The organism is Pyramidobacter sp. YE332, from assembly GCF_033060595.1.
In the GTDB taxonomy this organism is placed as follows: Bacteria; Synergistota; Synergistia; order Synergistales; family Dethiosulfovibrionaceae; genus Pyramidobacter.
In genome coordinates this window covers 1903101-1921658 of the sequence record NZ_CP133038.1, presented here as the reverse complement: position 1 = coordinate 1921658, position 18558 = coordinate 1903101, and the positions used below count along the sequence as shown (strand labels likewise).

Annotated in this window: 19 protein-coding genes and 1 tRNA gene; 18 read left to right on the top strand and 2 right to left on the bottom strand. The window is 59.5% G+C overall.

The genetic code is table 11. The features are described 5' to 3' along the window. Window positions 1–5 precede the first annotated feature (5 nt). The 11 genes from rapZ to RAH42_RS09005 all read left to right on the top strand — a co-directional run bounded on the left by rapZ (window position 6) and on the right by RAH42_RS09005 (window position 10711). A complete protein-coding gene (rapZ, locus tag RAH42_RS09055) occupies window positions 6–893 on the top strand; it encodes an RNase adapter RapZ (RefSeq protein ID WP_120371823.1) in 888 nt (295 codons plus the stop codon). Next, on the top strand, window positions 890–2029 hold the full coding sequence (gene yvcK / locus RAH42_RS09050) for a uridine diphosphate-N-acetylglucosamine-binding protein YvcK (RefSeq protein ID WP_296428773.1): 1140 nt from the start codon (window positions 890–892) through the stop codon (window positions 2027–2029). Before rapZ ends, yvcK begins: the two co-directional genes overlap by 4 nt. Beyond that, window positions 2026–2904, top strand: a complete 879-nt coding sequence (whiA, locus tag RAH42_RS09045) for a DNA-binding protein WhiA (protein WP_078015358.1) — start codon at window positions 2026–2028, stop codon at window positions 2902–2904. Before yvcK ends, whiA begins: the two co-directional genes overlap by 4 nt. A 129-nt stretch (window positions 2905–3033) precedes the next feature. Then, entirely contained in the window at window positions 3034–4056 is a 1023-nt protein-coding gene (gene gap, locus RAH42_RS09040) for a type I glyceraldehyde-3-phosphate dehydrogenase (RefSeq protein WP_078015357.1), read from the top strand. A gap of 1 nt (window position 4057) precedes the next feature. Beyond that, window positions 4058–5251, top strand: coding sequence for a phosphoglycerate kinase (locus tag RAH42_RS09035; RefSeq protein ID WP_317539294.1), 1194 nt, complete (start codon window positions 4058–4060; stop codon window positions 5249–5251). Window positions 5252–5319: 68 nt separating this feature from the next. After that, on the top strand, window positions 5320–6228 hold the full coding sequence (locus RAH42_RS09030; RefSeq protein ID WP_317539293.1) for a radical SAM protein: 909 nt from the start codon (window positions 5320–5322) through the stop codon (window positions 6226–6228). Between the two features lie 125 nt (window positions 6229–6353). Further along, the gene (locus tag RAH42_RS09025) at window positions 6354–7523 is read left to right on the top strand and encodes a glycosyltransferase (protein WP_317539292.1); all 1170 of its coding nucleotides are present in this window, start codon (window positions 6354–6356) and stop codon (window positions 7521–7523) included. Continuing rightward, complete coding sequence (locus RAH42_RS09020) at window positions 7445–8761, top strand: glycosyltransferase (RefSeq protein WP_317539291.1); 1317 nt, start codon at window positions 7445–7447, stop codon at window positions 8759–8761. Before RAH42_RS09025 ends, RAH42_RS09020 begins: the two co-directional genes overlap by 79 nt. A 227-nt stretch (window positions 8762–8988) precedes the next feature. Beyond that, window positions 8989–9588: a hypothetical protein gene (locus RAH42_RS09015; RefSeq protein WP_317539290.1), complete on the top strand. Its 600-nt coding sequence runs from the start codon at window positions 8989–8991 to the stop codon at window positions 9586–9588. Window positions 9589–9833: 245 nt separating this feature from the next. Next, entirely contained in the window at window positions 9834–10337 is a 504-nt protein-coding gene (locus RAH42_RS09010; protein WP_317539175.1) for a winged helix-turn-helix domain-containing protein, read from the top strand. Window positions 10338–10369: 32 nt separating this feature from the next. After that, window positions 10370–10711 (top strand): transposase, encoded by a 342-nt coding sequence (locus tag RAH42_RS09005; RefSeq protein ID WP_317539289.1) that lies wholly within the window; start codon window positions 10370–10372, stop codon window positions 10709–10711. Window positions 10712–10983: 272 nt separating this feature from the next. On the opposite strand, the gene RAH42_RS09000 is transcribed toward RAH42_RS09005, so the two are convergent. Next, complete coding sequence (locus RAH42_RS09000) at window positions 10984–11532, bottom strand: NADPH-dependent FMN reductase (protein ID WP_317539288.1); 549 nt, start codon at window positions 11530–11532, stop codon at window positions 10984–10986. A gap of 33 nt (window positions 11533–11565) precedes the next feature. Continuing rightward, window positions 11566–12078: a ferritin gene (locus tag RAH42_RS08995; RefSeq protein ID WP_078015352.1), complete on the bottom strand. Its 513-nt coding sequence runs from the start codon at window positions 12076–12078 to the stop codon at window positions 11566–11568. 285 nt (window positions 12079–12363) lie between these two features. Between RAH42_RS08995 and RAH42_RS08990 the strand changes: the two genes are divergently transcribed. The 7 genes from RAH42_RS08990 (at window position 12364) to RAH42_RS08960 (ending at window position 18513) form a co-directional block, all read left to right on the top strand. Then, a complete protein-coding gene (locus tag RAH42_RS08990) occupies window positions 12364–13017 on the top strand; it encodes a cupin domain-containing protein (RefSeq protein WP_078015351.1) in 654 nt (217 codons plus the stop codon). 25 nt (window positions 13018–13042) lie between these two features. Continuing rightward, window positions 13043–13726 carry a DUF2249 domain-containing protein gene (locus tag RAH42_RS08985; protein WP_317539287.1) on the top strand — a complete coding sequence of 228 codons (684 nt, stop codon included), beginning with the start codon at window positions 13043–13045 and terminating at the stop codon, window positions 13724–13726. 48 nt (window positions 13727–13774) lie between these two features. Further along, window positions 13775–14980 carry an MBL fold metallo-hydrolase gene (locus RAH42_RS08980; RefSeq protein ID WP_120371810.1) on the top strand — a complete coding sequence of 402 codons (1206 nt, stop codon included), beginning with the start codon at window positions 13775–13777 and terminating at the stop codon, window positions 14978–14980. Between the two features lie 49 nt (window positions 14981–15029). Then, window positions 15030–15215 (top strand): ferredoxin, encoded by a 186-nt coding sequence (locus tag RAH42_RS13225; protein ID WP_078015349.1) that lies wholly within the window; start codon window positions 15030–15032, stop codon window positions 15213–15215. Between the two features lie 70 nt (window positions 15216–15285). After that, window positions 15286–16851, top strand: a complete 1566-nt coding sequence (gene hcp / locus RAH42_RS08970; RefSeq protein ID WP_317539286.1) for a hydroxylamine reductase — start codon at window positions 15286–15288, stop codon at window positions 16849–16851. A 369-nt stretch (window positions 16852–17220) separates the two neighbouring features. Then, on the top strand, window positions 17221–18345 hold the full coding sequence (locus RAH42_RS08965) for an aldo/keto reductase (protein ID WP_078015347.1): 1125 nt from the start codon (window positions 17221–17223) through the stop codon (window positions 18343–18345). A 92-nt stretch (window positions 18346–18437) separates the two neighbouring features. Next, window positions 18438–18513 (top strand) — tRNA-Gly (locus RAH42_RS08960). The last annotated feature ends 45 nt before the right edge of the window (window positions 18514–18558 follow it).

Genomic DNA, 18558 nt, shown 5'->3' with positions numbered 1-18558 from the left:
AGACCATGCTTCCGAAAAAACTGCTGATCATCACGGGGCTGTCTGGCAGCGGAAAAAGCAGCGTGCTGCATCTTCTGGAAGATCAGGGCTTTTTTACGGTCGATAACATTCCTGTCGGTATGCTTCCAGGGCTGATCGGGATCTTGTCTCAGCATCCCAGAGCGCTGGAGAACGGCGTAGCGGCCGTGATCGACGTGCGCAGCCTCGATCTGCCGGATTGTCTGCCGCGCGTGCTCGACGATCTGAAACAGAAGGGCGTCAACGTTCAGATCCTTTTTCTCGAGGCGTCCGAGGATGTGCTGCTGCGCCGCTATAGCCTGACGCGCCGGCGTCATCCGTTGGGCTTCATGAATTCGCTGCTGGAAGGAATCGGCATCGAGCGTAAGCAATTGGCGCAGTTCCGGCGCATCGCCGACCGTATCATCGATACATCCGCACTGTCGAACGCCCAGCTTCGCGCCGAGATCTTCTCGATCTTGGCGCGCAATCCAGCCGGACTGCAGGTGACGGTCAGTTCGTTTGGCTTCAAGTACGGCGTGGCGCTTGACGCCGATTTTGTGTTGGACGTGCGTTTCCTCGTCAATCCTTATTACGTGGAGACGCTGAAATATCTGTCGGGTCGTGACGAACCGGTGCAAAAGTACATCTACAACGATCCGATGGCCAGCTCCTTTTTACACCAGAGTCTGGAGCTTTTCGAAAACATCATTCCCGTGTACCACCTCAGCGGCAAAAATTATTTGCAGATCGCCATCGGCTGTACAGGCGGCCGTCATCGTTCTGTTTTTGCGGCTGAATGGCTGGGTGAGCGATTGGGAGGGATTGACGGCGTGGAGTGCCGCGTCAAGCATCGCGACCTCGAACGGGATGAACGGGGAGGGCGGAAATCATGACGCTTTTGTTCGCCGTGGCGCTGATCTTTGTCGGCGGCTGTCTGGCCGGCGGCGTGACCGTGTCTCTTCTGTTCCGCAACAGTCGCCGCGTGCGAAGTTTCATATCGAAAAGAACGAACGAACGGGAAGCGGCGGCGGCAGCCGTACAGCTCCGTCTCGCGGGAGGGCCCCATTTTGTGGCAGTCGGCGGCGGGACGGGGCTTTCTTCTCTCTTAAAGGGGCTGAAAGGCTATACGCGCAATATCGTCGCCTTGGTCACGGTGACCGACGAAGGGGGCAGTTCCGGACGCCTGGTGCGCGACTGGGGCATGCTGCCTCCCGGCGACATCCGCAACTGTCTGGTCGCCCTCAGCGAAAACGACGATCAGCTGCGGGCCTTCATGAACTTCCGTTTCGGCCAGGGCGATCTGAAAGGACATAGTCTCGGCAATCTGATCCTGCTGGCGGCGACGGAGCAGTCGGGCGATTTCAAAAACGCCGTGGAGCTCGTCAACAGTTTGCTGGCGATCCGCGGCCGGGTGCTGCCGATCACGACGGAAAACGTCACGCTCGTCGCCGAGACGAACGACGGCGCGACGCTGCGCGGCGAACTGGCGGTGGCGGAGCGCGGACGCGACATTCGCAGCATCCGTCTCGAGCCTTCGGGCGTGAAGCCGGTGCGCGAAGCATTTTCGGTCCTTCACCATGCCGATCTGGTCATTCTGGGGCCGGGCAGCCTTTTTACGAGCGTCATCCCCAATCTGCTGGTGGAAGATTTTACCGCCGCGCTGCGCAAGTCGAAGCGCCCCGTCGTTTACGTTGCCAACCTGATGACTCAGCCGGGGGAAACCAGCGGCATGACGCAGCTCAATCACATTCAGTGGGTCGCCAAAGCGCTGGGACGTTACCCCGACGTGGTGGTTCTCAACGAAGACGTCATTCCCGAACCGCTTCGGGAAAAGTATCGCGCTCAAGGAGCGGAACCTTTGTCGCTGGGGCGACAGGATGAAGAGTTTTTGATCTCGAGGAGCTGCCAGGTTTTCCGCGCTTCGCTGCTTCAGATCCAGGAGAGCGGCGTCGTACGTCATCACAGCGCCCGCCTGGCCGAGGCGCTGATGAGGATCAACCGCAAGCTGAACGGCGGGTATGAGCTATGAAGATCAGCACCGAGCAATGGGACGAATGGTTTCTGGCTCCCGTGACCGACGCCGTTTCCGCGGAGTCCGAGCTGTCCGGGATCGTCGCCTGCATGAACAGGCAGACCGTCGGGATCGAGGCGCGTATCTCCTCGTCGCGGCTGTGGGTCTACCGCCGCTTCCGCCGTCTCTGGCCGTATGTGCGCTGGAGCGGCGAAGCGGACCTGAGCGAGATCCTGCGCGTGCAGAATCGGAAAGTGGCGGTCGTTTTGCCGCAGTCTCTTTATAGGACGATTCTCGCCAAACGTCACCGCCGCGATTTCATCCGCTGGGCCTGGGCGCGCGGCGTTTTCGGCTGCGCGGGGAGCGTTTACAATCCCAAGCGGGGATATTACTGCATCATGCGTTTTCACGATGCGTCGGTGGCGCGCAGTATGAGCGAACTGCTGGAGGGCAGCGAGATTACCTTCTCGGCGCGGGATAAGGGAAACGTGCGCGAGCTGACGATTCGCGACCTTCAGCAGATCATGCGTTTCTGTTATTTTATGGGCATGTCGGCTTTGGCGCAGAACCTTGAAAAGCGTTCGATAATGCGCGGCAGCCGCGACTTGGCCAATAAGCAGGCCAATTGCGACAGCGCCAATATTCGCCGCAGCGTGAAAACTTCCCGCCAGCATGTGGCGATGATCGATTTTCTGCGCCGACTCGACGTGAAGCTGATCCCCGAAAAGTTGATCCCCCTGGCCCGGGCCCGGCTCGAGAATCCGGAAGCGACGCTGTCCGATCTTGGCGATCTGCTTCGCCCGCAGGTGAGCAAAAGCACCGTGAAATATCGTCTGAAAAAATTGCTCGCGATCGCGGAAGAGGCCGGTTTTGATCCGTCGAAGCGGTCCTGACGCGAAATTAATCGGCACGAATCTTGACAGCCGGCCGTTTTGCGCTTAATCTAAACACACGGTATGATGTCGCTTGCGAAAGCCGTTTTCCCGGCGGAGACGGCTAATAATTCTTAGGAGGCTGCTGCTATGAGCAAAGTTCGAGTTGCGATCAGTGGTTTTGGCAGAATTGGCCGTCTTGTTCTTCGTGCCATGTCGGAATACGACAAAAAAGGTCTTTTTGAGGTTGTCGCCGTTACGAGGCACAGCGCGTCGGCCGACCAGATGGCGTATCTTTTCAAGTACGATTCCGTGCACGGCCGTTTCAACGGCACGGTCACTTCGGAAGGCGACTCCATTGTCGTCAACGGCCAGAAGATCCTCTGCGTCACGCCCGAAAACGACGTGTATCCCTGGAAGGAACTGGGCGTCGAGCTGGTCATTGAAGCGACCGGTAAGAACGTGACGGCCGAAAAGGCCGGGGCCCATATCGCCTGCGGCGCCAAAAAGGTCGTCATCACCGCTCCCGGCAAGGGCGACGGCGTGGCGACGTTCGTCATGGGCGTCAACGAGGAAAAGTACGATCCCGCCAAGGACCATATCGTTTCCAACGCGTCCTGCACGACCAACTGCCTGGCGCCGATCGCCAAGATCCTCAACGACGCGTTCGGCATCGAAAAAGGATTGATGACGACCGTCCACTCTTACACGGGCGATCAGAACCTGGTCGACAAGTCCCACAAGAAGAGCAACTACCGCGCTCGCGCGGCGGCCTGTTCCATGGTCCCCACCACGACCGGCGCCGCCAAGGCCGTGGCGCTCGTCATCCCGGCCCTGAAAGGCAAACTGAGCGGCATGGCGCTGCGCGTGCCCACGCCCGACGTTTCCATCGTCGATCTGACCTTCGTCCCCGGCCGCGCCGTGACGGCCGACGAAGTGAACGCGGCCGTGAAAAAGGCCGCCGCGGGCGCCATGGCTCCCTACGTGGGATACGTCACCGACGAGTGCGTGTCCGCCGACTTCATTCACGACGACCGCTCCAGCATTTTCGCGCCCGATCAGACCATCGAGATGAACGGACTCGTCAAAGTTTTCGCCTGGTACGATAACGAGTGGGGCTATTCCTGCCGCTGCGTCGACCTGGTCAACTACGTGATCTCCAAGGGGCTGTAAAATGCTGAGACTGCGCGGAATTTCCGAAGCGCCCCTGGAGGGCAAAAAAGTTCTGATCCGCGTCGATTTCAACGTGCCGTTCAAAGACGGCAAAGTCAAGGACAACTCCCGCATCGTCGCTCATAAAAAGACCATCGACGCGCTGCTGGCCGGCGGCGCGCGGGTGACGATGATCTCGCACTTCGGGCGTCCCAAAGGGCAGGTCGTGCCGGAGATGTCGCTGGGGCAGATCCGCGAAGACGCGGAAAAGGGGCTGGGGCATCCGGTGCGTTTCGTTCCCGAGTGCGTCGGGCCCGAGGTCGAAGCGGCCGTCGCGGCGCAGAAGCCCGGCGAATTGTTGCTGCTGGAGAACTCGCGCTTTCACGCCGAGGAGCAGAAGAACGATCCCGAGTTCAGCAAGATGCTGGCCAAACCGTTCGACCTGTTCGTCATGGACGCTTTCAGCGCTTCGCACCGCGGCGACTGCACCACCGAAGGCGTCGCCCGCGTGCTGCCCGCCTACGCCGGCTTTTTGATCGCCCGCGAGGTGGAAGCGCTCGAGCGCGTCAAGTCCGATCCGGAAAAACCGTATGTGCTGGTGCTGGGCGGCGCGAAAGTCTCCGACAAGATCGGCGTGATCGAACGCATGCTCGACACGGCCGACACGATCCTGATCGGCGGCGGCATGGCCTTCACCTTCCTGTCCGTGCAGGGCGGAACGATCGGCAGATCGCTGTACGACGCCGAGCACGTGGATTTTGCCAAAGACGTGCTGGCGCGCGCCGCGGCGAAGGGCGTGAAGATTTTGCTGCCGACGGATGTGATCGCGGCCGCGGAGATCGGCGACGAAGCGCGCTGTTCCGTGGTTCCCGCGTCGTCGGTGCCCGACGGTCTGATGGGACTGGACATCGGCCCGGAGACGGCCAAAGCGTTTGCGGCTGAAATAGCGAAAGCCAAAACGGTGCTCTGGAACGGCCCCATGGGCGTGTTCGAGAACAAACCGTTCGCCGCCGGCAGCCGCGCCGTGGCCGAGGCGATGGCGGCGGCGACCGCCACGGGCGCGTTCACCGTGGTCGGCGGCGGCGACACCGCCTCGGCCGTGAAGAAATTCGGCCTCAAAGACGCGATGTCCCACGTTTCCACCGGCGGCGGCGCCAGCCTCGAATACTGCGAGGGCAAAAGCCTGCCCGGCATCGCCGCGCTTGAAATCGAATAATTTGGAGAGTACAATCGCCCCGGGAAAAGGTTCCCGGGGCGATTTTTGTATGTGGGGGAAGCGCGACGATGGATCTGCGTTCATGTGACCTATGCCCGCGCCGTTGCGGCGCGGACAGGCAAAACGGGCAAAAAGGCTGGTGCGGCGCCGGCGAACTGGCGCGCGTGGCGCTGGTGTCGCTGCACCGCTGGGAAGAACCGTGCCTGACGGGCGAAAACGGCGCCGGTACGGTTTTTTTCTCCCACTGCACCATGAAGTGCGTCTTCTGCCAGAACTACGACGTCAGCCACCGGGGAAAAGGCGTCGACGTGAGCGTGGAACGCCTGGCCGAAATCTTTCTCGAACAGCAGCGGCGCGGCGCCGCCTCGCTCGATCTGGTGACGCCGACGCACTACGTGCCGCAGATCCTCGCGGCGCTCGATCGGGCCAAACGGCATGGATTTATCCTGCCGGTCGTGTACAACTGCGGCGGCTACGAGCTGCCGGAGACGATCGAAGCGCTGCGCGGTTCCGTGGACGTGTTCCTGCCCGATCTGAAATACTGCGCCGATTCTTTGGCGCGGCGATACTCCAACGCTCCGGATTATTTTCAATACGCTTCGGCGTCGATCGAGAAGATGTTCGAGATCACGGGGCCGTTCGTGATGAAAGACGGGCTGATGACCCGCGGCGTGCTGGTGCGGCATCTGATTCTGCCGGGACACTCCCGCGACAGTTTCAGAGTGCTGGATTATCTGTGGAATACCTTTGGTTCGGACATCTGCATGAGCCTGATGAACCAGTTCACGCCCATGCCGCAGGCGGCCTGCTGCCCCGAGCTGAACCGCCGCCTGATGACCTGCGAGTACGACAAGGTGCTGGACCACGCCGAAAAGCTCGGCATGGAAAACTGTTTTATCCAGCGCGGCCACACGGCGATGGAAAAATTCATCCCCGTCTTCGACGGGCGCAACGTCGCTCGCGATGAAGAAACGTAAACGCAGCGGCAGGAAGAACGGCGCGGTTGACCGCGTCTTCTTCCTGCCGCGCCTTTTCATTTTTCGACAGAGAGGTCGTGGCGATGAAACCGCTTATGGATAAGCAAAAATTTTCCTGTGTCGTCATGAAACAGAATCAGGCCGGACATCCGCTCGTGAGCGTCGTCGTCCCCGTGTACAACGTGGAAGAATATCTCGAAGACATGCTGCGGAGCGTTTTGCGTCAGTCGTTGACGCAACTGGAAGTGATCTGCGTCAACGACGGCTCGACCGACGCTTCGTTGGACGTGCTGATGCGCTGGGCCGCCGAGGAGCCGCGCATTTCGGTGCTGTCGCAGGAAAACGCCGGACCGTCGGCCGCGCGCAACCGCGGGCTTGACGCCGCCGCGGGCGAGTACGCGATCTTTCTCGACGCCGGGGACAGGCTGCTGCCCGACAGTTTGCGGCGGCTGTACGATGCGGCTGTGAAAAACAAACTGGATTTGGTCAAAGGGGCGGTGCGCCTGAAGGACGCGCGCCGCGGCGAAACGGAGCTGCCGGCGCCGTGGAGCCACCGCGACTGCCCGAAACTGTGGACGGCCGCGACCTTTGCCGAAGCGCCGCGCGGGCTGCTCGAGACGGCCGTTTCTTTCTACGGGCTGTACCGAACCGAGTTCGTGCGCCAAAGCGGCCTTGCGTTTTCGCCGCTGCCGGACGGCGGCGAACGCAGTTTCTCCGTGGGCTGTCTGACTGCGGCGCAGCGTCTGATGATCACCGACATTCCCGTCGCCGAGCACCTTGCTGCCGAAGCGGAATCGCCGTCCTTCGAACGGCAGATTGTCTCGTACGCCGCGATTCGCGAGTTAGCGGGCACGCTGCCGCAGGCAACGGCGCGCCTGGTTTGCCAGCGGGAGCTCAATCACGTTTTCGACGAATATTTCTGTCGCTTGGAACAGGGGAAAAATGTTTACTCTCTGCACAAGATCATCAAAGAGTTTGTCTGGAGCTTTGATGTAAAAGACGTCGGCGAAGATTTTATCGCGGCGTTTGCGTACAAGGAGCATTTCTGGACGCTGAAAAATCTGTGTCTGCCGCCGCGCTTTGAGGGACGGCACGGCATCGCCGCGGAGGCGCGCCCGCTCGTCACGGTCGTCATGCCCGTCTTCAACGCGCAGAGGTATCTGTGCGAAGCGGTGGAGAGCGTGCTGAGGCAGTCGCTGACTTCGTTCGAGCTGCTGTGCGTCGACGACGGTTCGACGGACGACACGCCCAATATCCTGCCGAATACGCCGCGCGCGACGGCCGGATCGTCGTGATGACGCAGGAACATGCCGGCGCCGGCGTGGCGCGTAACCTGGCGCTGGACGCGGCGCGGGGCGAATACGTGACGTTCCTTGACTCCGACGACGCGTTCGACGCCGATTATCTGCTGAAGATGACTGACCGGGCGCGCTCGACTCGGGCGGACGTCGTCGTGGGAGGAACGTACCGCTGGCAGGGCGGCGAAGCGGCGACCGCCGAACCGTCTTCGTTGCGGTTGAACCTGCTGCCGCGCGACCTGCCCGTGTTTTGCTGGCGCGACGTGCCGCAGTATATTTTCAATTTTTACGACGGCGGTCCGGGCGGCAAGCTGTTCCGTCGCGATTTTATCGACTCCCTTCGGCTCCGCTTTCCGGCGCTGCCGCGCGCGGAAGATATCGTCTTTGTTTATACGGCGCTGGGCGAAGCCTCGCGGATTATCGCGTACGACGCTCCCGGGTACCGGCGCCGCGTCAACAATCCGCGCAGCCTCGAACATACCAAGGACGAATCGCCGCTGGCCTTTTGGGAGGCGACGAAACTGTGGAAGCGAAATCTGGCCGCGTCGGAATGCTGGCCGCAGGTGAAGCAGAGCTTCATCAACAGCACGCTGGATCGCTGCGCTTACAATCTGCGCATGGTCGGTACGCTCGACAGCGTGTTCAGGATCCTGCGCGAGCTGAAAACGCAGGCCAACGAACTGATGGAGCTTGACCGGCGCGATCGCGGCTATTTTTACAATCCGACGAATCTGGATTACGTGACGCGCCTGCTGCAGTACGAAGACGAAAGCGAGTATCTGTTCGCGCGCTGCCGCCGCCTGGACGGACTCGAACTCCAGCTTCGGAACGTGAACGCGCGCTGCGCGAAGCTCGAAAAAGACCGGCGCCTCGCCGCGCAGGAAGCGTCGCGGCGTCAGGCAGCCGAGAAAGAGCTGTCGGCGGCGCGTTCACAGTTGCAAAAGGAAACAACGCAGCGCCAGGCAGCCGAAAAGGAACTGTCGGCGGCACGCTCACAGCTGCAAAAAGAAACATCACAGCGCCAGACAGCCGAACGTGAGGCGGAGACGGCGCGCAACCAGCTGCGGACGAAAGAAAAAGTGATACATGATCTCCAGCGCAGCGTTTCCTTCCGCCTCGGCCGCATCCTCACCTGGGCGCCGCGCAAAGCGCGCGGCGGCGTTCGCTGCTGGCGCGATCACGGATTGGCGCACACTCTGCGCCGGGCTCTGCGGCATCTGGGCCTGAAAAAATGACCGAAGCCTTCCCGCGAATGGCGGGCAGTCGAACCGCGTGCAACGAAGAAAGAGCGGGAACGTTTGCTCGGGAGACGCCGCCGAATTGTCTTTAGCCGCGCAAGGGTGTAGGAATCTCCAATCTTGCGCCGGAGCGCTTGAAGCGGGGATTGGCGATCTGTTACAATTGCCGGCGGTGTGAAGGAATTTCACAGATCACAAAATCAAGATCCGGAGGAAATTTTGAAATGAAAAAAGCGATTTTGGCTCTTTTGGCTGCGGCCGCCCTTCCCTTCGCCGCTCAGGCTCAGGTCGTCGACGCGGTGCAGGCCGACGGTTTCGGACTGAAGCTGGTGTACCCCGCGGTGCACGTGGAAAACGCGAAAGTCCAGGAGATGATCAACAAGGATATCGCCGCTTACGTTGACGGCATGAAAGCGAAGTACGACGCTCAGAACGACGTGTCCATGAGCTACGCCGCGAAGTTCGAGGACAAAAAGTACGTCTCTCTCGTCATGAGCGCGTCGGTCATGGAGCGGGGTGCGGCCAATCCCGAGAACTTTGAGCACGGCGTGGTGTACAGCAAGGTCACGGGCGAGCGCGTGCCGCTGAGCGCTTTTGTCCGCGTCAAGAGCGTGAATTCTCTTGTCAAGAATCTGAAAAAGGGCGCTTGGAAACTTTACGATCAGGAAGGCAAGGCGATCGCTTTCAACGCCGAGTTCGTTCCCGAAAAGCTGAGCGACGAGTTCTATCTTGCCGACGCCAAGACGGTCGCCGTGATCTATCAGCAGGGCGATCTGGCTCCTTATTCCGAAGGCGCGACGCGCGTGATCTCGAAACGTCGTTGATCGCGGCGTGAAAAACGGATAACGCAACCCCGCCGCGGGCGCGGTTCTGTCTCTTCACAGAATTGCGCCCGCGGCGGGGTTTTTGCGTTCGGGCGGCGCCGGCGGAATGGAAAATTTGCCGCTTTTTGCCGGTACCGCCGAATCGTCGCCGCCGGCACTGCCGGTGGTTTTCGTTTTATACTATTTCATTATAGTATAGCCAAAGTATCCGTACCTCAGTTATAATGCCCCCGAGGTGATGGAGAATGCCCGTAAAATACGAGATCACATCGGAACAGCAAGCGGAAATCGAAGCGGCGCGGAAAAAGAATCGCAACAAGAAGATCGAAGCCAAACTGAGAATCCTCAGCTTGCGCGCCGAAGGGAAAACCCTGAAAGAAATCAGCGAAATCACGGAATACCACTTCACGAACGTCAGCAAGATCATCTCGCAGTTTATCCATCGCGGTCTCTCGTATGTGCTGCAATGCCATTACCTCGGCAACCATCGGAACATGACCTATGAGCAGGAAGAAGCCGTACTTGCTCCTTACCTGGAGAAAGCCGGGAAAGGAGAAATCGTTTCGGTGGCGGAAATAGCCCAAGCCTATCAGACCGCGGTGGGACATACTATCAGTCCGACTCAGATTTACGCGGTCCTGAAACGTCATGGCTGGAGAAAAGTCATGCCGCGCAGCCGTCACCCCAGGAAAGCGAACGAGGAGGCCATCGAGGCCTCAAAAAAATTAACGCTCAAGTTCAGGAATTAAAAGAGTTATCCACAACAGGGAACGTCAGACTGATGGTTCAGGACGAAGCCGGCTTCGGCAGAATCAACACGCCCAAATACTGCTGGTGCAGGAAAGGCATTCGACCGAACGTTCCCTGCCTTCACATCCGCGAATACCGCTATGCTTACGGTGCCGTAGAGCCGCTTACGGGAGAAAGCCTCTTTCTGATCATGCCCAACTGCGACAGCGATTGCATGAACGTTTTCCTGCGGGAACTTTCACACCGATTTCCGGAAGACCATATTCTGCTCTGCTGTGACGGAGCTGCCTGGCACAAGTCCAAAGCGCTTCAGGTTCCTGCCAACATCACCCTGTTCCATATTCCCCCTATACCCCGAGATGAACCCCATTGAGCAGATCTGGAGAGAGCTGCGCTGTCAGGGCTTTCGAAACGAGATTTTTTCGACGCTTGAGAACGTTGTCGAGCGTCTGTGCCGCACGATCAGAAATCTCACCGCTCAGACCATAAGGAGTATTACCGCAAGACAATGGATTGTTATGTGCTTTAAATGAGAAATAGTATTACAACAAAAAAGGGCTTTCCCCTCGAGCGGGGAAGCCCTTTTCGCGTCCATTGCCAATCAATGATTGAACGACCTCTGCAACGAAGATTCGCCAGCGGAGACTATCCCAAAAACGCCAGGAACGCCTCGGCCTGTTCGTGCAGGAGACGGAGCTGTTCTTCGGTGAAGACGACCTTGTCGGTCTTGAAGGCGTCCATGTTCACGGCGACGCCCGTGCCGCCGCCGGGCATGACTTCCGCGCGCATGAACTCGAGCAGCTCGGTCAGCCGCGCGCGCGAGTTGGCCGTGGCGTTCTTGCCGCCGGCGCCGCTGATCGTGACCTTTTTCTTGTACGTCGCGGCGCTCTTGTAATCGCCCTGCACCGTCGGGCGCGAAAGCCAGTCGAGCAGGTTCTTGAGCAGGCCGGGAAAATTGAAGTTGTATTCCGGCGTGACGATCCACACGCCGTCCGCGGCTGCGACCGTCTCGCGGACGCGGCGCACCGCCTCGGGCGCGGGCCATTCGATGTCCTGGTTCATGTAGGGGATGTCGTCGAACCGCAGCGTGGAAACGTCGGCTTTCCCTGCCAGTTCGGAAGAGATCACCTGAGCCAGCTGGCGGTTGAAAGAGTTTTTTCTCAGCGAACCGATAACGAGCAGAATGTTGCGCATGAAGTCCCTCCTGCGACCATTCCGTCGGAAAAATTACAGCGTCAACGAAGGCGCGGCATAAACGCGGGCGAGGAGCTCCTGGTTCAGCGCGTACAGACCTTTGGGATCGGAACCGAAGAGCGAGAACTTTTTGATCAGGTCTTCGGCGTTCTTTTCCTCTTCGCCCTGTTCCTTGACGAACCAGTCAAAGCACTGCATCGTGCGGTAGTCGTTGACGTCGCTGGCGGCCTTGTATATTTTGTTGATCAGGCTGGTGACGTACTGCTCGTGCTCCAGCGCGAACTTGAGCGGGTCGTCGAGTTTTTTGTACACCTTGTCGGGCTTGGCGATCTCGGAGAAGGTGACGAGCTCGCCGTTGTTCTGAAGGTAGGTCCGCATCAGCATGGCGTGGTCGCGCTCTTCCTGCGCCTGCACGTCGTACCAGTGAGCGAAGCCGTCGAGCCCCTGATCGTAATAGTAGTTGGCGAAATCCAGATACAGATACGCCGAGTAGAATTCTTTGTTGACCTGTGTGTTGATCAGTTCTTTGACTTTTGCATCCAACATGATATTTTCCCCCTTGAAATTTTGAAGCGATTCGAAAGAACGCCGCGATCCCCGCGGCATGTTAAGTATAGCATCTTTGTCGGAGTTTGCAACATCGCAAGACGCCGCGGCGTGCCGAGCCGGCCGAACGATCCGTCGTTTTCGACGGGGATCGGCGCGCCTGCCGGCGTCGCGGTTTTTGACGGAGAGGGGACTTTCGTTGTTATAACAACATACATGCCGAGCCGTTCATGATACATTACGGACAGAAAGGGAAAAAAATTGGCCGCGAGGAGGCTGAACGTGATGAATCGAGCGTTTTCCATCGCCGAAGAGCATCCGCCCAGAGACGGCATGACGATCTCCACTGTGTCGGGCCTTCGGGCGGAAACGAGAATTTCGTACTTTTCGCTGGGCAGGGAAACCGACATCAGCGCCGAGAGCTATCCGACGGAGACGCTCTGCATCGGCGCCGGCGGCACGGGACGTTTTGCGCTCGGCGCCGGGGCGGGCGGAAAAGAGGTCGAACTCGGCGAAGGCGAAGCGCTGATCGTGCCCAGAGACACGCTCTGCGGGATCGCGGCGCGGGAAGGATTCGTTTACACGGAAGTGATTGCGAAAGGAGAATTGCAGATGAACGAAGCGGTCAAAACGGGCGAAGTGTTCAAACTGGCGGAGCTGGCGCCGTATGAAAAGGACAGCGTCGTCAACGTGGACGTGGTCTCCAACGAGGGATTCAAGTTCGTGGTCATGGCCTTCGACGAGGGCACCGGCCTTTCGCCGCACCGCGCGCCGGGCGACGCGCTGATCTTCGCGCTGGAAGGCAAAGGCGTGATCGGCTACGAGGGGCAGGATCACCCGATCGAGGCCGGCGAAAATTTCCGCTTCGCCACAGGCGGTCTGCACAGCGTCACGGCGAACGGCAAGTTCAAGATGGCGCTGCTTTTGACCTTGAAGTGAGAAACGCCGCCGGAGGAGGACGAAGATGAGCTACGAAACGTGGCGGGGCAAGACGAACGGCTTCCGCAAAGTGGACGTGCGGCGCCTGCAGGGAAATTTCGCCGCCGGTCTGATCCAGGCGGCGGCCAAGCTCGATGTGGGCGAGGGGCTGGAGATTGTGCAGACGTTCGAGCCGCATCCGCTGTACGCGGCTTTGGAGAACCTCGGCTTTGAACACCACACGGAGCAGACCGCCGAAACGGAGTTCCACGTGTTTTTCTGCCGCACGGAGAAAAAGGAGGGCGAAGAAGCGCCGTTTCGGCCGCTGGCGCTCTTGAATTACCCGATGATCGACGAGAAGCTCGGCAAGATCGCCGTGGACTTCTGGGAAACCACCTGGCAGAGCCCCAGGCGGACGTTGCCGTACGAGACGCGGCTGCTTCTGTCGCTCGCCAACGCGGTCGGCGCCGGAAGGATGCGGCAGGCCGCCCGCGAGCTGGTCAAAGCCTACGCGCACGGCCTCGACTCGGCGGCGCTGGACGACGTCTTCGAGCTGCTGGCGTGGAACCAGGGCATCGGTTTTTTCAGCTCCGAGATCGGTCCGTCGCCGTTGTTTCAGGCCTACAAACTGATCAAGACGCAGGAAAAGCAGGGCAAAGAACGGAGCGAGATCTGCCGCGCGCTGAAAGAGAAGTTCGGCGAGAAGAATCCCGAGATCGGCGTCGTGTAAGCGTTTTTTTTGCGGGTAAAGCCCTTTTTTGAGGAAAGGAGACGCGCGGTGAGAAAACACGTCAAAAACAACGTAAGCTGGGTGGGGCACGTTGACTGGGAGCTGGAGAGCTTTCACGGGGACGATTACTCCATCGTGAACGGTTCCAGCCAGAATGCCTATCTGGTCGAGGAGGAGAAGACGGTCCTGATCGATACCGTATGGACGCCGCACCGCTTCGATTTCGTCGAGAATCTGAAAAAAGAAGTCGACCTGAAGAAGATCGATTTTATCGTCGCCAACCACGGCGAGTGCGATCATTCCGGCTCGCTGACGGCGCTGATGGATGAGATCCCGGACACGCCCATCTACTGTACGGCCAATGCGGTCAAGAGCATCGAAGGGCAGTACGGCGCGCGCGGCTGGAACTTCCGCGTGGTGAAGACCGGCGACAGCGTCGATATCGGCAACGGTAAGAAGCTGATCTTCGTGGAGATGCGCATGCTCCATTGGCCGGACTCCATGGCCACCTACCTGACCGGCGACAACATCCTCTTTTCCAACGACGCGTTCGGCCAGCATTATGCGGTGGAGGAACTGTTCAACGACAAGGCGGATCAGTGCCTGTTGGACAAGGAATCCATGAAGTACTTCGCCAACATCCTCAATCCTTTTGCGGCGATCCTGACCAAAAAGCTGGAAGAGATCGGCACGCTGAACCTTCCGATCGAGATGATCGCCCCTTCCCACGGCGCGATCTGGCGCCGGGATCCGCTGCAGATCGTCGCGAAATACGCGAAATGGGCGAACGCGTATCGGGAAGATCAGATCACGGTCGCATACGACACCATGTGGGAGGGCACCGCGAAGATCGCCCGCAGGATCGCGGACGAAATCCACCGGCAGAGCCCCGATACCGTGGTGAAAGTCTTCAACATCGCGAAGGCGGACAAGAACGAGGTCATGACGGAGGTCTTCCGCTCGAAAGCCATCGCCGTCGGCTCTCCGACGGTATCGGGCGGCATCCTTTCGAGCGTGGCGGGATGGCTGGAATTTCTCAAACAGCTGAAGTTCAGGAACAAGAAGGCCGCGGCCTTCGGGTGCTACGGCTGGAGCGGCGAGTCCGTCGAAGTTCTGCGGGAACGCCTGAAAGACGCCGGCTTCGACGTGATCGATGAAAACGTGCGTTCTCTTTGGAATCCCGGAGAGGAAGATTTCGCCGCCATTCCCGCTTTGGCGGAGAAACTTCTTGGGGGATCGGCGGCGCCGGCGTAAAAGGGATTTCGAAGTACCGCGGGGAAAAAACGAAAAGGGGGATCCGAAAATGAAATATGTTGTGAATGAGAGCTGCATCGGCTGCGGGCTGTGCGCGTCGACCTGTCCGGAGGTCTTTTCCATGACCGACGCAGGCGTCGCCGCGGCGATCGCGGAAGAAGTTGCGGAAGAGAACCGCGACAGCGCGGCGGAAGCGCGCGAGGGCTGTCCGGTCGGCGCGATCGAGGAGGTCTGACGATGGAGCGTAAAATGTTCTGCTACCAGTGTCAGGAAACCGCGGGGGAAAGGGGTGCACCGTTTCCGGCGTGTGCGGGAAGAAACCCGACGTGGCGGCCATGCAGGACCTTCTGATCTACGTGACGAAAGGGCTCTCCTGCGTCGCGGACCGGCTTCGCCGCGAGGGGTGGCGCATCGACAAAGAGGTGAACCATCTCGTGACGATGAACCTCTTCGTGACGATCACGAACGCGAACTTCGACCGCCAGGCGATCATCGAAAAAATCCGGGAGACGCTGGCCGTGAAGCGGAAGCTCCTGAGTCAGACGGGAGACGTGTCGGGGCTGCCTCAAGCGGCGCTGTGGGACGGCGACGTCGGCGAATTCGACGCTCAGGCCGCCGAAGTCGGCGTGCTCGCCACCGAGAACGAAGACGTTCGCAGCCTGCGGGAGCTGATCACGTACGGCCTCAAGGGACTGGCGGCCTATTCCAAGCACGCGAACGCGCTCCTGCAGGACAACGAGGACGTGGACGCCTTCATCCAGCGCGCGCTGGCCAAGACGCTCGACGACAGCCTGACGGTGAACGACCTTGTGGCGCTGACCCTCGAGACCGGAAAGTACAGCGTCGACGGCATGGCGCTTCTCGACAAGGCCAACACCGAGGCTTACGGCCATCCGGAGATCACGGCGGTCGACATCGGCGTGCGGAAAAATCCCGGCATCCTGATCTCCGGGCACGATCTGAGAGATCTCGAAATGCTGCTGGAACAGACGGCGGGGACGGGCGTGGACGTGTACACGCACTCCGAGATGCTTCCCGCCCATTACTATCCCGCGTTCAAGAAATACCCGCACTTTGCCGGCAACTACGGCAACGCCTGGTGGAAACAGAAAGAGGAGTTCGAGAAGTTCCGCGGCCCCGTTCTGATGACGACGAACTGCGTCGTGCCGCCCGCGGACAGTTACAAAGACCGTCTCTGGACGACCGGCGCCACGGGCGTTCCCGGCTGCAGACACATCGGCGGCGCCTACGGCGAGACCAAGGACTTTTCGGCGCTCATCGAACAGGCGAAAAAGTGCCCTCCGCCTGAGGAGATCGAAACGGGCAGCATCGTCGGCGGCTTCGCGCACGAACAGGTGTTCGCGCTTGCCGATAAAGTCGTGGACGCGGTCAAATCCGGCGCGATCAGGAAGTTTGTGGTCATGGCGGGCTGCGACGGACGGATGAAGTCCAGAGAGTACTACGCGGAATTTGCCCGAAAGCTTCCCAAGGACGTGGTGATCCTGACCGCCGGATGCGCCAAGTACAAATACAACAAGCTGGACCTGGGAGACATCGGCGGCATCCCGAGAATTCTGGACGCCGGCCAGTGCAACGATTCCTATTCGCTGGCGCTGATCGCCCTGAAGCTGAAGGAGATCTTCGGGCTGAACGACATCAACGACCTGCCGCTGGCGTTCAACATCGCCTGGTACGAGCAGAAAGCCGTCATCGTCCTGCTGGCGCTGCTGTACCTGGGCGTCAAGAACATCCATCTGGGGCCGACGCTCCCGGCGTTCCTGTCGCCGAACGTGGCCGGCGTGCTGGTCAAGAACTTCGGCATCGCGGGCATCGGCACGGTGGACGACGATCTGAAGCTGTTCTTCGGTTAGAAAGCGAAAAGCGGAGTAAGGTCGGACACAGGACGCAGGCCCTTATTCCATGAAAAGCCGGCGCGAAAATCATCTGAGGCAGGATGAGGATCGCGCCGGCTTTTCTCTTGCGCCGCTGATTGTCGAAAATGGCGATCTTCGACTTTCAATGAAAGACGAATGAGAGTGCACTTGAGGTTTCTTCTTGAGGGGGAAGAGAGTAGAATAATATAAACAGAACGAGTTTCTCTGTTTGAAAAAAGACCCCGCAGGGCGGTCCCCGGTGGGCTTTCATGCGCGTTTCACGGCCAAGGGGAGACCAGGCGGGCCATTGGGATTGGTGGGGGAGTTCAAAATGAGGAAAAACAAGATCGACAAGGAGGGGGCAACATGTCGGAAATCAAACTGAGCGCGAAAAAACTTGGATTCGGGCTGATGCGGCTGCCGAAAAACGGCGAGATTATCGACGTTGAACAGGTAAAAGGGATGGTTGATCTCTTTATGGCGGCCGGCTTCACGTATTTCGATACGGCCTGGGCCTATCCCGGCTCGGAAGACGCGATCCGTCAGGCGCTCGTCGAGCGTTACCCGCGCGAAAAGTTCACGCTCGCCACGAAAAACGCCGCGTGGATCAACTGCCAAAGCCGGGAAGACGCCGTCGGCCAGTTCGAAACGTCGCTGAAACGGACCGGCGCCGGTTATTTCGATTTCTATCTGCTGCACAACCTCGGCGAGGGCAGGACCCATTTCTTCGACGACTTCGACATGTGGAACTTCGTGCAGGAGAAGAAAGCGGAAGGAAAGATCAGGCACGTCGGCTTCTCCTTCCATTCCACGCCGGAGGAACTGGACGCCATTTTGCAAGCCCATCCCGAAGCGGAATTCGTGCAGCTGCAGATCAACTACGCCGATTGGGAAAATCCTCGTATTCAGTCGCGGGCCTGTTACGAAACGGCCAGAAAACACGGGAAGCCCGTCGTCATCATGGAGCCCGTCAAGGGCGGCCTTTTGGCCAGCCCGCCGGAAGCCGTCGAGCGCGTGTTCAAAAACGCCGACGCCCAAGCTTCCTGCGCTTCGTGGGCCATCCGCTTCGCCGCCAGCCTGGACAGCGTGATCGCCGTGCTGTCCGGTATGAGCAGCGTGGAGCAGATGAAGGACAATCTTTCCTATATGACGGATTTCAATCCGCTGACGGAAGCCGAGCAGCGCGTCGTCGCCAAAGCCCGGGAAACGCTGGACGCCTTGCCGATGATCCCTTGCACAAGCTGCAACTACTGCGCGGAAGTGTGCCCGAAAAACATCGGCATTTCCGGTTCCTTCACGGCGCTGAATCTATTGAACATCTACGGCAACTACAATTACGCCGAAGGCCAGGAAAAATGGCTCGTGGAACGCCACGGCAAAGCCCGTGCCACCGAATGCGTTCAATGCGGCAGCTGCGAGCGGGTCTGCCCGCAGCACATCAAGATCCGCGACAATCTCGCGAAGGTCGCGGAAGCTTTTCACATGGCCTGATGTCTGGGGGTGGGGCGCGTCTTCTGCGGAAAAACTGCTCGGGATCGCCATCTTGCGAACGTCGGCGCTTTAGCGTATAATAACCACGTTTTGCGGGTGTAGCTCAGTTGGTAGAGCATCAGCTTCCCAAGCTGAGGGTCGCGGGTTCGAGCCTCGTCACCCGCTCCAATTTTAAAGAGAACGGCTGAACGAACAAAAGAGAGCAGGGGCTTT